Origin of the sequence: Paraburkholderia sp. 22099 (genome assembly GCF_052045835.1) — a bacterium.
Classification (GTDB): Bacteria; Pseudomonadota; Gammaproteobacteria; order Burkholderiales; family Burkholderiaceae; genus Paraburkholderia; species Paraburkholderia terricola.
On sequence record NZ_JBQEPU010000001.1, the window covers coordinates 56,497 to 70,754 of the forward strand.

Consider the following 14,258-nt stretch of genomic DNA (forward strand, 5'->3'; position numbering starts at 1 on the left):
CAATCAGTTGACGGCGTTTCACGAGAGGTCACAAGAACTTCGTAGCTCGCTATAATGGCGGCTTATATTTTTTAAAAATCAAAGGCTTGTAATCAATTCTTCGAGTTGCTTCTGAATTCGCGTGATGCTTTGCGACGAATCGATGATAGCGAACCGGTACGGCGCTTCTTCCGCGCGGCGCAAATACTCGGCGCGCGTGCGGTTGAAAAACGCCACCGACTCGCTCTCGAAGCGGTCCGGGTCGCGCACCGCGCTGCGCCGTTCGCTGGCGACTTCGGGCGCGAGGTCGAACAGCACCGTCAGGTCCGGCTGAAACCCGCCCTGCACCCAGCGTTCCAGCGTTTCCAGCTTGTCGCGCGGCAGTCCGCGCCCGCCGCCCTGATAGGCGAAAGTCGCGTCGGTGAAACGGTCCGACAGCACCCAGTCGCCGCGCGCGAGCGCCGGCTCGATGACCTCGGCCAGATGCTGGCGGCGCAGCGCGAACATCAGCAAGGCCTCGGTTTCGAGGTCCATTTTCTGATGCAGCACGATCTCGCGGATCTGCTCGCCGAGGGGCGTGCCGCCCGGCTCGCGCGTCATGACGACCGAACGGCCGGTGCTCGCGACCTTCGTTTCGAGGCGCTCGCGGAACCAGCCGAGATGGGTGGTCTTGCCGGCCCCGTCGATGCCCTCGAATGTGATGAATTTGCCCCGCGCCATCATTGCCCTCGAATGTATTTGTCCACGGCCTTGTTGTGATCGCCGAGGGTGTCAGAAAAGATGCTGCTGCCGTCGCCGCGCGACACGAAGTACAGCGCGGTGGTTTGCGCCGGGTTCATCGCCGCTTGCAGCGACGCGACACCGGGCAACGAGATGGGCGTAGGCGGCAAACCCATCCGGGTGTAGGTATTGTAGGGAGTGTCAGTCTGCAGGTCTTTCTTCCTGATGCGGCCGGCGTAGTTTTCGCCCATGCCGTAAATCACGGTCGGATCGGTTTGCAGCGGCATGCCCACGCGCAGCCGGTTCGCGAACACGGCCGCCACCATCGGGCGGTCGGACTTCCTGCCGGTTTCCTTTTCGATGATCGAGGCCATGATCAGCGCGTCGTACGGCGTCTTGTACGGCAGGTCCGCCGCGCGCGCGACCCACGCTTCGTCCAGACGCAGGCGCATCAGCCGGTATGCGCGGCGGTACACGTCGAGGTCGCTCGTGTTCTTGTCGAACAGATACGTGTCCGGAAAAAACAGCCCCTCGCCGTTGCCGATCGGCGCTTCCGGCGCGTTGATCGCGTTCATCAGCGCGGCGTCGCTCATGCCGAGCGTGTCGTGCCTGAGCGCCGGATTGGCGTCCAGTTCGGCGCGCATGCGCTTGAAGGTCCAGCCTTCGATAATGGTCGCCACGTATTCGTTGACGTCGCCGCGCGCGATTTTCTGCAGCACCTCGTACGGCGTCACGCCCGTCTTGAACTCGTAGTTGCCCGATTTCAGCGCGCTTTGCAACCCGAGCAGCCGCGTCATGATGATGAACAGCTCGGGCTCGACCGGCACGCCGCCGCGATTGAGCTGCAACGTGACGCTGCGCAGGCTGCTGTGCGGTTTGACGGTGACGTCGAGCTGCGCGGGGGTCAACTCGAGCGGGCGGTTGGCCCAGTAATACCCGCCGGCAACGGCGGCGCCGGCCAGCACGACGACGATCGAGCCGGCGACGAGACATTTCTTCAGGAGGGACATGCGAAACATGGCTGGGTTGGACCTCATATAATACTTGTTTGCCTTAGCCAAAGTCAGAATTGACTGTTCCGGGAATCCATGAACACACCGCTCGCTAATGCTGCTTCAGGCGCTTCAGGCACGACTGCTTCAGGCACGACTTCGGCTCCCGCCGCCGCAGCCCCTTCGGCCGCGTCTGCCGGACTTCCCACGCTGCCGCGCCCGGCGTCCGACGAATTCGAGGCCGTGGTCGAGCACGGCGCCTACATGCCGCTCACGCAGTTCGGCGTGATCGACGCCACCGGCGACGACGCGGCGAGCTTCCTGCACGGCCAGTTGACCAACGACACCCAGCATCTCGATGCCGCCAATGCGCGGCTCGCCGGCTACTGCTCGGCCAAGGGGCGTCTGCTGGCGTCGTTCCTCACGTGGCGCAGCGGCGACACGATCCGCCTGCTGGTGTCGAAAGACGTGCAGGCCGCGGCGCAGAAACGGCTGTCGATGTTCGTGCTGCGCGCGAAGGCCAAACTCGCGGACGCAAGCGGCGAACTGGCGGTGATCGGCCTCGCGGGCGACGTGCGCCGCGCGCTCTCCGGCGTCTTCGACGCGCTGCCTGACGGCGTACACGTCAAGGTGGACGGCGCCGCCGGTTCGCTGATCCGCGTGCCGGACGCGCTCGGCCGCCTGCGTTATCTGTGGGTCGGGCCGAAGGCGCAAGTCGAGGCGCACCTGCCCTCGCTCGACGACAAGCTCAAGCGCGTGTCGCCGGCCGTCTGGGACTGGCTCGACATTCGCGCGGGCGAACCGCGCATCACGCAGCCGGTGGTCGAGCAGTTCGTGCCGCAAATGGTCAACTTCGACGTGCTCGGCGCGGTGAATTTCCGCAAGGGCTGCTATCCCGGCCAGGAAGTGGTCGCGCGCAGCCAGTATCGCGGCACGATCAAGCGGCGCACGTCGCTCGCCAACGTGGCCGCCGAACTGGAAACGGTGCAGGCCGGCGCCGAACTGTTTCACTCGGACGATCCGGGCCAACCGTGCGGCATGGTCGTGAATGCGGCGTCGGCGCAGGACGGCGGAGTCGATCTGCTGGTCGAGATCAAGCTCGCGGCGCTGGCAAGCGGCTCGGTGCATCTGGGCGCGGCCCAGGGCCCCGCGCTCCGGTTCCTGGCGCTGCCATATGGATTTCCAACCGAGGTTTAAAGCAGAGGAACGAGAGTGAGCGGCGCGGTCAGGCGCCGCTTTTTTCTGGCCTCTTCAACGCCATCGCCCCACCGGGAGACGTCCCCCGATGTGCCTGATCGTTTTCGACTGGCGGCCCGACGCGCTCGACGGCCCGCTCCTCACGCTCGCCGCGAATCGCGACGAATTCTTTCGCCGCACGGCTGAGCCGATCGGCTGGTGGCGCGACGCGCCAGGCGTGCTGGCCGGCCGCGATCTGCTGGGCGGCGGCACGTGGCTCGGCCTGTCGCGCGACGGCCGTTTCGCCGCGCTGACCAATTACCGCGCGCCGCATGAAATGCGCGCCGACGCGCCCACGCGCGGCACGCTGGTTAGCGATTGGCTCAACGGCTCGCCGCCTGGCTCCGTCAACTCGACCCACGCAACGCCGCTCGAGTATCTGCACCACGTCGCCCGCACCGGCGACATTTACAACGGCTTCAACCTGCTGGTCGGCGACTGGACGCGCCGCGAACTCGGCTGGTATTGCAACCGCTCGAACATCGCGCCCACCTTGCTTGCGCCCGGCACGCACGGCATTTCGAACGCGGTGCTCGATACGCCGTGGCCGAAGCTGGTCAACAAGCGCGCCGAACTGGGCGCGCTGCTCGCCCGCGACTCGATGCCGCTGCTCGAACGTCTGATCGATCTGATGCGCGATCCGCGCCTTGCCCGCGACGACGAATTGCCGTCCACCGGCATTTCGCTCGAACGTGAACGGGCGTTGTCGGCGGCGTTCATCGAAACGCCGGAATACGGCACGCGCGGCACCACCGCGTTGCGCGTGGTCGCGCATGGCGACGTGATCGGCGTCGCCGTCGCCGAGCGCAGCGACGACAACGGCTCGCACCGGATCGTGCGCCCCGGCGACTTCGAGCGCAGTTTCGCGTTCAACGTGGAACGTGAGATTCGCGCCGACGAGACGGTCTAGGCGCGGCAGCGATTACTCGTCCCCAAACGCCCCGCGCAATGCCGCCGCGGCATCCGCCTGCGCGTGCGCGACCTCGGGCACGAAACCGCCCATCTTGAAGAACTCGTGGATCATGCCCGCGTAGCGCCGCAGCGTGACGCGGTTGCCCGCCGCCAGCAATTTTTCCGCGTACTCATCGCCTTCATCGCTGAGCGGATCATATTCGGCGGTCGCGATCCAGGCCGGCGCGAGGCCGCCGAAAGCGGGCGCGCCGCGCGTGCCGTCGAGCGGCGCGAAACGCCAGTCGTCGCGATCGCTCGTGTCGCGCACGTACTGGTTGAAGAACCATTGAATCGTCTCGCCCGACAGCAGAAAGCCGCTGGCGAGGCGCGAGTGCGAATCGGTTTGCTGATAGCCGGTCACGCCGGGATAGATCAGCAATTGCAGCGCGAGCGCGATGCCGGCGTCGCGCGCGAGCACCGCGCAGACCGTCGCGAGCGTGCCGCCCGCGCTATCGCCGCCCACCGCGAGGCGCTTCGCATCCATGCTATGTTCCGCGGCATGCGCGTGCAGCCACGTCAAGGCGTCGAAAGCATCCTCGACGGCGGTCGGAAACTTGTGCTCCGGCGCGAGACGGTAATCCACCGACAGCACCGCGCACCGGCCGTCGCGCGCGAGCATCCGGCACAGCGCGTCGTGCGTATCGACGCTGCCGATCGTGAAGCCGCCGCCGTGGTAATACACCAGCGCCGGCGCGGGCTCGGCCCAGCTCGGCTCGTCCGCGTGATAGAGACGCGCGCGAATCGCGGCGCCGTCGCGCGTCGGCACGTGCAGGTCTTCCACGGAGAACATCGGCGCGCTCGCGATGTCCAGAATCGACGCGCTTTTCTCATACGAGGCGCGCGCCTGTTGCGCGGTCAGTTCGTGCAGTTGCGGGCGCTTCGCGCGCACGATCATGTCGAGCACCCGCTCGATCGTTGGATTCAACGGCATGGTGCGTTAACTGGCGCGTGAACGCCGAGGGTTGAAAAGAGCGCCGATGATGCCATGAACGCCTAGCCCGCGCTCTTCACTTCCGGCTTCAACGACATCGGATCGGTGGGAGCGCGTAATTGCTCGATGTCCTCGTGACGCAGCTTCACGGTCGCCATGATGCCGGGGTGCGTGACGATGTAGAAACGCCGCGCGGCGATCGCGTCGAACGTGATGTCGGCGACGTCGGCCGCGCTCAGTTTGCCCGCCTGCACCGCGCGATGCAGTTGCTTGCCGGCGGCGATCTGCGAGCGCGTCGGGCGGCTGTCGTTGCGCAGCTCCGCGGGCCGCGCGCGTTCGGCATCGGCGATGCCGGTCGGCACGAAGGCCGGGCACAGCAGCGAACAGCCGACCAGACCGTTCGACGCCTGCACCCCTTGCGCCCCTTGCGCCCCTTGCACCAGTTGCAGATCGTGATAGAGCGTCTCCGTCAGCGACACGACAGCGTGCTTCGACGCGTTGTAGGCGCCCATCGCGGGCGGCGACAGCAAGCCCGCGACGGACGCCGTGTTGACGATATGCGCGGGCTCGTTCTGCGCGAGCATGATCGGCGTGAAGACCCGCACGCCGTGCGCGACACCCATCACGTTGACGCCGAACACCCAGGCCCAGTCGTTCGGCGAGCTTTCCCACACAAAGCCGCCGGAGCCGACCCCGGCGTTATTGAACAGCAGATGGACCTTGCCGAAGGCGTCGAGCGCAGCTTGCGCAAGCGCTTCGACCTGTGCCGCGCTGGAGACGTCGGTCGGCACGCCGAGCGCCTGCGCGCCGGCGGCATGCAGTGCATCGACGGTTTGCCGAAGTGCTTCGGGGTTCACGTCGGCGAGCACCAGCTTCATGCCGAGCGCCGCGCCCTTCTGCGCGAACGCGCGGCCGAAACCGCTTGCCGCGCCGGTGATCACCGCCACCTTGCCTGCGAATTCGAACATCATGAGACTCCTGGTGTGATCGGCGGTGCTTGCATCCAGTGCATGAGCCGCGATCAGATCAGCTTGACCAACTGCTTGCCGAAGTTCCTGCCCTTCAGCAGACCGATGAACGCCTCGGGCGCGGCGTCGAGCCCTTGCGCGATGGTCTCGCGGTATTGCAGCTTCTTCTGCGCGACCAGCGTGCCGAGTTGCTTGAGCGCCTCGGGCCACACATCCAGATGCTCGGTGACGATGAAGCCTTGCACCAGCAGCCGCTGCGTGAGGATCAGCGACGGATGCCTGAGCGGTACCGGCTGGCCGTCGTAGCCCGCGATATAACCGCACAGCGCGATGCGGCCGGACGGGTTCATGCGCGCGATCGTCGCGTCGAGCACTTCGCCGCCGACGTTCTCGAAGCAGCCATCCACGCCGCCGGGCGTCGCGGCCTTCAGGTCCTGATACAGATTGCCGGCCTTGTAGTCGACGCACGCATCGAAGCCGAGCGTCTCGACCACATAGCGGCATTTGTCCGCGCCTCCCGCGATGCCGACCGCGCGCGCACCGGCCAGCTTCGCCAGTTGGCCGACCACGCTGCCGACCGCCCCGCTCGCCGCGCTGACCACCACCGTCTGCCCCGCTTGCGGCGCGAGGATGCGGTTCAGGCCGTACCACGCGGTAACGCCCGGCATGCCGACCGGGCCGAGATACGCGGACAGCGGCACGTGCGTGTCGTCGACCTTTTGCACGCCTTCGCCGTTCGAGGTGCCGTATTCCTGCCAGCCGAACATCGCGACGACCTTGTCGCCGACCGCGAACTTCGGATTCTTCGATTCCACCACCTCGCCCACCGTGCCGCCGATCATCACTTCGTTCAACGGCTGCGGCGGCGCGTACGACTTGCTGTCGTTCATGCGGCCGCGCATGTACGGATCGAGCGACAGGAAATGATTGCGCACGCGAATCTCGCCATCGGCGAGCGGAGCGAGCGGCGTTTCGACGAGCTTGAAGTTATCGGGCGTGACGGCGCCTTGCGGACGCGAAGCCAGTACGAATTGACGGTTGATCTGTGGCATGACGATCGTCTCCTAAGTTGCCGATGTGATCGGCGAATGATTCGAACGGCGTCCGCCGAAGCGCGGACCCGGAACGCTAGACGACGGACCGCGGCGGACTTGCGGCGGACCCGCGACGGACCCGGCGACGGACCGCGACGGACAAGCGCGGCGGCGAGCAAGCGCGGGGCTCGATGCCGGCACGCGCACGCCCGGCATCCGCCGGTCAGCCGTCGCTTGGACCGGGTTTCGCCGACGGGTCGCTGCGCAGACGCTGCCGCGTCACGTCGCGGCCCACGGCGAGGCGCCGCATGTATTTGAAGGTGCCGAGCGCCTTGGCGACGAAGTGGCCTTCGCTGTCGCGGATCTCGCCTTCGCAATAGGCCATCGTGGTCGAGCGGTGCAGCACGCGGCCGGTGGCGCGCAGTTCACCGCGGCCCGGCTGCATGAAATTGACCTTCATCTCGACCGTGACCACGCCGACGCCATCGCCGGCCAGGCTGCGCGCGGCCATGGCGAGCGCGACGTCGGCCAGAGTCATCGTGACGCCGCCGTGCGCGACGTCCCACGTATTCATATGATCCGGCTGCAACGGCAGCGCGAGTTCGCTGACGCCGTCGGCCGCCGACAACAACCGCACCCCGAGCCGGTCGACGAACGGGCTCTCGGGCAAGGACGCGCTGCTCGCTTTGGATGAGGGCGAATCGGACATCGCCGCGTTCAGATTTCGTAATCGACAGCTTGACGCGCTTCGCGCACCGCGCCGACGAAGCCCTTGATCGCTTCGTGCGTGGGGTGGACCTGATAGGCGTCGAGCGCGGTTTTGTCGGCGAAATCGGAAACCAGCACGATGTCGTAGCTCGATTCGAGGCCCGGCGCCGCGATGCCGACCTCCAGCTTCAGAATGCCAGGGACGATGTCGCGGCAGCTTTCCAGCTTTTCCTTCAGCTTCAGTGCGTTTTCAGCGCGCGAGGCGCCCTCTGCGTGTTCTTTGAGCTTCCACATCACGATATGACGGATCACGGCATCACCTTGTTCGATTCGCTGCGTTGGGCTGCGAAGTGTTTGAATTTTGCATGCGCCGACAGGCGCGCGGCAGTGAGAAATGATAACCGCGATGGCGTTGCCCACGCGCGAGCACCATTGTCGCGTGGGGGTATATAGCGCGGATCACGGCGCATGCGTCACCATCCGCGCCGCCAAACGCCCTAACCTGCGCAGTGCTTCGTCGGCCAGATCGAGGTCCGTGCTCGGTGAACTCAGTCGAATGAAATGATCGAAGCGTCCGGCGTTGAAGAACGCCATGTCACGCCGCCGCGCGGCGTCGTGTCGATCAGCGCAACGTATGCGGTTACCGACGCGTTCGTCGTGCGGCCTTGGCACGCTGAAAACCCACGTCACGGTTCGATGCGTCAAGCCGTGCGGCATCTGGCGAGCCTCGTCGAAACAAGGCTGCGGCGCGCGGCCTGAAACGCCTCGTGGCGAGCAATACCGCCCGGTACAATGCATGACCTAACCCGCTTGCTTCGAGGTGCCGGTCATGTCCTTCTTTCGCGCGCTGCTGCGCGGCCGTCCTGTTCTGCTGGCCATGCTCGCGGTCATCGTCACGCTGACGCTCAACGGTTGCGCGAGCCTGTTCGGCGATCCGTTGCGCGTGAACGTCGCCGGCATCGAGCCGCTCGACGGCCAAGGCTTCGAGATGCGCTTCAACGTCAAGCTGCGGGTGCAGAATCCGAACGAATCCGCGGTGAGCTTCAACGGCGTGTCGCTCGATCTCGAACTGAACGGCAAGCCGTTCGCGAGCGGTGTCAGCGATCAGATCGGCACCGTGCCGCGCTTTGGCGAAACCGTCGTCGACGTTCCGCTCACGGTGCCCGCTTTCGCCGCGGTTCGCCAGGCCTTCGCGTTCGCCGGGGCCGCGCAGTCGGGGCAGTTTCCATACGTTCTGCGCGGCAAGCTGGCGGGCGGCTTGACGGGCACGACGCGCTTCGTCGATCGAGGAACGCTGAGTCTGCCGACTACGGGAATGGCGTTGCCCTGATTGCCGGCAAGCCGCGCAAGCGGCGAATGCCGGACAACGACAACGCGGCGTCCGCCTGCCGCCACCCGCGCCGCATCAAGCCACTTCGAACAATCCCGCCGCGCCCTGCCCGCCGCCGATACACATCGTCACGACAACGAGCTTCGCACCGCGCCGCTTGCCTTCGATCAGCGCATGACCGGTCAGCCGCGCGCCCGACACGCCATACGGATGCCCAACCGCGATCGCGCCGCCGTTCACGTTCAGACGCTCATGCGGAATGCCGAGCTTGTCGGCGCAATACAGCACTTGCACCGCGAACGCTTCGTTCAGTTCCCACAGATCGATATCCTCGACCTTCAAGCCCGTTTGCCGGAGCAGCTTCGGCACCGCGAACACCGGGCCGATGCCCATCTCGTCCGGCTCGCAACCGGCCACCGCGAAGCCGCGGAAAATGCCGAGCGGCTGCAAGCCCTCGCGTTCCGCGACCTTCGCGTTCATCACGACGCAAGCCGACGCGCCATCCGAGAACTGGCTCGCATTGCCCGCGGTGATCACGCCGACCGGCAGCGCGGTGCGAATCTTCGAGACGCCTTCGAGCGTGGTGTCGGCACGAATGCCTTCGTCGCCGCTGACGGTCACTTCCTTCGTGTAAAGACGGCCCGTTGCCTTGTCCGCGACGCCGGCGAGCACCGTCAACGGCACGATCTCCTCCTTGAACCGGCCGGCTTCGAGCGCGGCCGCGGCGCGCTGTTGCGAGCGCACGCCGTACTCGTCCTGGCGCTCCTTCGAAATCGAATAGCGCTTCGCGACGTTCTCGGCGGTCTGCAACATCGACCAGTAGATTTCCGGCTTGTTCTCGCTGAGCCAGCCTTCGGTAAGCATGTGCTGATTCATCTCGTTCTGCACGCAGGAGATCGACTCCACGCCGCCCGCCACGAACACCTCGCCTTCACCGGCGATCACGCGTTGCGCGGCCAGCGCGATCGTTTGCAAACCGGACGAGCAGAAACGGTTCACCGTCATGCCCGGCACGCTGACCGGCAAACCCGCGCGCAAGGCGATCTGCCGCGCGATGTTCATGCCCGTCGCGCCCTCGGGGTTCGCGCAGCCCATGATCACGTCCTCGACGCGCGCCGGGTCCAGCTTCGCGCGCTCGACGGCGGCCCGCGTGACGTGGCCGCCGAGCGTCGCGCCGTGCGTCATGTTGAAACCGCCGCGCCATGATTTGGCGAGACCCGTGCGGGCGGTCGATACGATTACGGCGTCAGTCATGCAAGTCTCCTGCTTTCTGGTGTCGAGGGTGGCGCGCTCGCGCATCGCTGAAGCGCTGAAACGCCCCACCTCATTCATTCGCTCAAGCGGCTTGTTCGGCCGTGTTTCAGCCGCATTTTTCGGCCACGCTTTTCAGCCATTGAACGCACGGCCCTCGGCCGCGAGCCTGGCGATGCCCGGCGCCAGTTGCCAGGCATCGCCGTTCGGCTGCGCCGCATAGCGGCGAATCGCGCGCTCGACGTTGTAGAGGCCGAGCGTATCCGCATGGAGCATCGGGCCGCCGCGATAGATCGGAAAACCGTAGCCGGTCAGATAGACCATGTCGATATCCGACGCCTTCGACGCGATGCCTTCATCGAGAATCTTCGCGCCTTCGTTCACGAGCGCGAGCACGAGGCGCTCGACGATTTCCTCGTCGCCGATCTTGCGGCGCGCGACGCCGGTTTCCTTCGAATACGCGACGATCATCTCGTCGACCACCTTCGACGGATACGCGGTGCGCTCGCCCGCCTTGTAGTCGTACCAGCCGCCGCCGGTCTTCTGCCCGAAGCGCCCGGTCTCGCACAGACGATCGGCGATTCGCGAGTAATGCATGCCGGGATGTTCCTGATAGCGGCGCTTGCGGATCGCCCAGCCGATGTCGTTGCCGGCCAGGTCGCTCATGCGGAACGGGCCCATCGCGAAGCCGAACTTCTCGATGGCCTTGTCCACCTGTGCGGGCAGCGCGCCTTCCTCGAGCATGAAGAGCGCCTGGCGGATGTACTGCTCGATCATCCGGTTGCCGATGAAGCCGTCGCACACGCCCGAGACCACCGCGGTCTTTTTGATTTTTTTGGCGAGCTTCATGACGGTGGCGAGCACGTCCTTCGCCGTCTGCCTGCCGCGCACGACTTCGAGCAGCTTCATCACGTTGGCCGGGCTGAAGAAATGCATGCCGACCACGTCTTGCGGACGCTTCGTAAAGGCCGCGATCTTGTCGAGGTCCAGCGTGGACGTATTCGACGCGAGGATCGCGCCGGCCTTGGCGACTTCATCGAGCCGACTGAACACCTGTTCCTTCACGCCGAGTTCCTCGAACACGGCTTCGACGATCAGGTCGGCGTGTTTCAGGTCGTCGTAGGACAGCGTGGGCGTGATCAACGCCATGCGCGCCTCGAGCGCCTCCGGTTCGAGCTTGCCCTTGCTGACGCTGGCTTCGTAGTTCTTGCGGATCGTCGCGAGTCCGCGGTCGAGCGCTTCCTGCCGCGTTTCCAGCAGCGTGACCGGAAAGCCCGCGTTGACGAAGTTCATCGCGATGCCGCCGCCCATCGTGCCGGCGCCGATCACGGCCACCTGTTCGATGTCACGCACCGGCGTATCCGCTGGCACATCGGGAATCTTGCTCGCCGCGCGTTCGCCGAAGAACGCATGCCGCAACGCGCGGCTTTCCGGCGTCTGCACGAGTGCGACAAAGCATTCACGCTCGAACGCGAGGCCCTTGTCGAAGCCGTTCAGCACGCCGGCCTCGATCGCGTCGATGCACTTGTGCGGCGCCGGGAAGGGCTTGGCCACCGCCGCGACGCTATTGCGCGCGAACTGGATGAAACCGGCTGCGTTCGGATGCGTGATCTCGCGTTCGCGTACCTTCGGATGCGGACCTTCCTTCGCGCCGACCTTGCGGGCAAACGCGCACGCCGCCTCGGCCAGATCGCCTTCAACGAGTTCGTCGAACAGGCCCGAGCCGGCCAGCGTCTCCGACATCACCGTTGCGCCGGAGACGATCATGTTGAGCGCGGCCTCCAGGCCGATGGCGCGCGGCAGACGCTGCGTGCCGCCCGCGCCCGGCAGGATGCCGAGCTTCACCTCGGGCAGCGCGATCTGCGCGCCGCGCGCGGCGATGCGGTAATGCGCGCCGAGCGCCAGTTCCAGGCCGCCGCCCATCGCGACGCTGTGAATCGCCGCGACCACCGGCTTCGCGCTGCCCTCGACGGCCTTGATGACCGTGGCGAGCGTCGGCTCCCGGGTCGCTTTCGGCGTATTGAATTCGGTGATGTCGGCGCCGCCCGAGAAGGCCTTGCCCGCGCCCGTCAGCACGATCGCCGTGATGGCCGGGTCGTTCTGCGCGCGCTCGATTCCCTCGACAATGCCGGCTCGCGTCGAAAGACCGAGGCCGTTCACCGGCGGATTGTTCAGCGTGATGACGGCCACGCCGTCACGGGTTGTGTAGTCCACTGCCATCTGCCTGCCTCCATGCGATCCATTCGATGAGCGACGCATGGGGCGCCGCCCGTCCGGTTCACTGAGCCGTTGCTCGACGCTCATTGTCGAACAAGCGGTCAAACCCAGTGTGCAAGTCTCCCGGCGTCAGCACGCAGAGTACACAGAAAAGCACGCCCGTTCAATTGGAAGGGGTTTCCCTGGCGAGCGGACAATCCTTCTCGTCCGCCAGCGCGGACGGCAGCACGTGGTCGCGGAAGAGGTCGCGCAGCTTGAGCTTCTGCAATTTGCCGGTGGCCGTATGCGGCAGTTCGTCGACGAACACGACGTCGTCCGGTATCCACCAATTCGCGACCTTGCCCTCGTAGAACGCGATCAGTTCCTCGCGTGTCACGTCGAAGCCCGGCCGCTTGACCACCACGAGCAACGGCCGCTCGGTCCACTTCGGATGCGCGCAGGCAATGCAGGCCGCCTCCGCCACCGCCGGATGCGCGATCGCGACGTTCTCGACATCGATCGAACTGATCCACTCGCCGCCGGACTTGATGACGTCCTTCGAGCGGTCCGTGATGTTCAGGAAGCTATCGCGGTCGATGGTGGCGACGTCGCCGGTCGGAAACCAGCCGTCCACCAGCGGCGAGTCGTCGCGGCGGAAATACCGGTCGATCACCCACGGCCCGCGCACGTACAGATCGCCGAACGCGACGCCGTCCCACGGCAGTTCCTGCCCGTCTTCGCCGACGATCTTCATATCGACGCCGTAAAGCACGTGCCCCTGCTTTTCGAGCAATTTTCGCTGCTCGGCGAGCGGCCGCTGGCTCTGCTCCCACGTCAGTTTCGACAAGGTGCCGAGCGGCGACATTTCGGTCATGCCCCATGCATGGATCACCTGCACGCCGTAGTCGTCCTCGAACGTGCGCAGCATGGCCGGCGGGCACGCGGAGCCGCCGATCACCGTGCGATTGAGCGACGAAAACCGCACGCCCGCCTCGCGCATGTAGTTCAGCAAGCCGAGCCACACGGTCGGCACGCCGGCCGAATAGGTGACGCGCTCGCTTTCCATCAATTCATACAGCGACTTGCCGTCGAGATCCTTGCCGGGAAACACGAGCTTCGCGCCGGTCAAGGGCGCGGCGTGCGGAATGCCCCATGCGTTCACATGGAACATCGGCACGACCGGCAGCACGGCGTCGCGCGCGGACAGGCTCATCGCATCGGGCAAGGACGCGCCGAACGCATGCAGCACCGTCGAGCGATGCGAATACAGCGCGCCCTTCGGATTGCCGGTGGTGCCGGACGTATAGCAAAGGTACGACGCCTGACGCTCGTCGAGCGGCGGCCATTCGAAGTTGCCGTCCTGCGCGGTGACCAGCGTTTCATAGCTAAGCGCGGGCGTTTGCATGACCGGCAGATGCGCTTCGTCGGCGAGCGCGATCCAGCCGCGCACTTTCGGACACTGCGGCGCGAGCGTGTCGACGAGCGGCGCGAAGGTGGTGTCGAACAGCACGTAGGCGTCGTCGGCGTGATTGACGATGTAGGCGATCTGATCGGGAAAGAGCCGCGGATTGATCGTGTGGCACACGGCGCCGAAGCCGGTCGTGCCGTAATACGCTTCCAGATGCCGGTAGCCGTTCCAGGCGAGTGTCGCGACTCGTTCGCCGGGCTCGACGCCGAGTGCGATCAACGCCTGCGCCAGTTGCTTCGCGCGCTTTTCGCAATCGCGGTAGGTGTAGCGATGCAGGTCGCCCTCGATGCGCCGCGACACGATTTCCGTGCCGCCGAAATGCCGCGCGGCATGCACGAGCAACGAGGATACGGTGAGCGGCACGTCCATCATCTGGCCAGGCAGCGGCGTCGTCATATAGAGAAGTCTCCTCGCCTTGTTTGCTTCAATGGGATGGCAGCTCGGGGAGCGCATGCGGCAAGCGCCGTTGGCGAAATCCGCCATGCAGGTTAAAG

14 protein-coding genes are annotated in these 14,258 nt (G+C 65.8%); 4 read left to right on the forward strand and 10 right to left on the reverse strand.

Annotated features, from left to right (window positions below; translation table 11 throughout):
• Positions 1-78: 78 nt before the first annotated feature.
• Together tmk and mltG are read right to left on the reverse strand one after the other, a co-directional pair.
• Positions 79-699, reverse strand: a complete 621-nt coding sequence (gene tmk / locus ACTJLC_RS00225; RefSeq protein WP_310128794.1) for a dTMP kinase — start codon at positions 697-699, stop codon at positions 79-81.
• Positions 699-1,709 carry an endolytic transglycosylase MltG gene (mltG, locus tag ACTJLC_RS00230; RefSeq protein WP_073426931.1) on the reverse strand — a complete coding sequence of 337 codons (1,011 nt, stop codon included), beginning with the start codon at positions 1,707-1,709 and terminating at the stop codon, positions 699-701. Before mltG ends, tmk begins: the two co-directional genes overlap by 1 nt.
• Positions 1,710-1,787: 78 nt before the next feature.
• Between mltG and ygfZ the strand changes: the two genes are divergently transcribed.
• Positions 1,788-2,888 carry a CAF17-like 4Fe-4S cluster assembly/insertion protein YgfZ gene (ygfZ, locus tag ACTJLC_RS00235; protein ID WP_440843132.1) on the forward strand — a complete coding sequence of 367 codons (1,101 nt, stop codon included), beginning with the start codon at positions 1,788-1,790 and terminating at the stop codon, positions 2,886-2,888.
• Between the two features lie 88 nt (positions 2,889-2,976).
• Positions 2,977-3,837: an NRDE family protein gene (locus ACTJLC_RS00240; RefSeq protein ID WP_440843134.1), complete on the forward strand. Its 861-nt coding sequence runs from the start codon at positions 2,977-2,979 to the stop codon at positions 3,835-3,837.
• Positions 3,838-3,849: 12 nt separating this feature from the next.
• Here the strand turns inward: ACTJLC_RS00240 and ACTJLC_RS00245 are convergent, their stop codons facing one another.
• The 5 genes from ACTJLC_RS00245 to ACTJLC_RS00265 form a co-directional block, all read right to left on the reverse strand.
• Positions 3,850-4,809, reverse strand: a complete 960-nt coding sequence (locus tag ACTJLC_RS00245; RefSeq protein WP_440843136.1) for an alpha/beta hydrolase — start codon at positions 4,807-4,809, stop codon at positions 3,850-3,852.
• Between the two features lie 62 nt (positions 4,810-4,871).
• Positions 4,872-5,777, reverse strand: coding sequence for an SDR family oxidoreductase (locus tag ACTJLC_RS00250; protein WP_114163485.1), 906 nt, complete (start codon positions 5,775-5,777; stop codon positions 4,872-4,874).
• Positions 5,778-5,830: 53 nt separating this feature from the next.
• On the reverse strand, positions 5,831-6,829 hold the full coding sequence (locus ACTJLC_RS00255) for an NADP-dependent oxidoreductase (RefSeq protein ID WP_083083700.1): 999 nt from the start codon (positions 6,827-6,829) through the stop codon (positions 5,831-5,833).
• Between the two features lie 205 nt (positions 6,830-7,034).
• Positions 7,035-7,520, reverse strand: coding sequence for a PaaI family thioesterase (locus ACTJLC_RS00260; RefSeq protein WP_114162413.1), 486 nt, complete (start codon positions 7,518-7,520; stop codon positions 7,035-7,037).
• Positions 7,521-7,528: 8 nt separating this feature from the next.
• Entirely contained in the window at positions 7,529-7,831 is a 303-nt protein-coding gene (locus tag ACTJLC_RS00265; RefSeq protein WP_073426665.1) for a Dabb family protein, read from the reverse strand.
• A 249-nt stretch (positions 7,832-8,080) separates the two neighbouring features.
• On the opposite strand from ACTJLC_RS00265, the gene ACTJLC_RS00270 reads away from it, so the two are divergent.
• A complete protein-coding gene (locus tag ACTJLC_RS00270; RefSeq protein ID WP_440843215.1) occupies positions 8,081-8,278 on the forward strand; it encodes a hypothetical protein in 198 nt (65 codons plus the stop codon).
• 70 nt (positions 8,279-8,348) lie between these two features.
• On the forward strand, positions 8,349-8,849 hold the full coding sequence (locus ACTJLC_RS00275; protein WP_083083697.1) for an LEA type 2 family protein: 501 nt from the start codon (positions 8,349-8,351) through the stop codon (positions 8,847-8,849).
• A gap of 75 nt (positions 8,850-8,924) precedes the next feature.
• Here ACTJLC_RS00275 and ACTJLC_RS00280 read toward each other — a convergent pair whose 3' ends face one another.
• From ACTJLC_RS00280 to ACTJLC_RS00290, 3 genes are all read right to left on the reverse strand, one after another.
• Entirely contained in the window at positions 8,925-10,103 is a 1,179-nt protein-coding gene (locus tag ACTJLC_RS00280; protein WP_440843139.1) for an acetyl-CoA C-acyltransferase, read from the reverse strand.
• A gap of 132 nt (positions 10,104-10,235) precedes the next feature.
• Complete coding sequence (locus tag ACTJLC_RS00285; protein WP_440843141.1) at positions 10,236-12,320, reverse strand: 3-hydroxyacyl-CoA dehydrogenase NAD-binding domain-containing protein; 2,085 nt, start codon at positions 12,318-12,320, stop codon at positions 10,236-10,238.
• Positions 12,321-12,480: 160 nt separating this feature from the next.
• On the reverse strand, positions 12,481-14,160 hold the full coding sequence (locus tag ACTJLC_RS00290; protein ID WP_440843143.1) for a 3-(methylthio)propionyl-CoA ligase: 1,680 nt from the start codon (positions 14,158-14,160) through the stop codon (positions 12,481-12,483).
• Positions 14,161-14,258 lie beyond the last annotated feature (98 nt).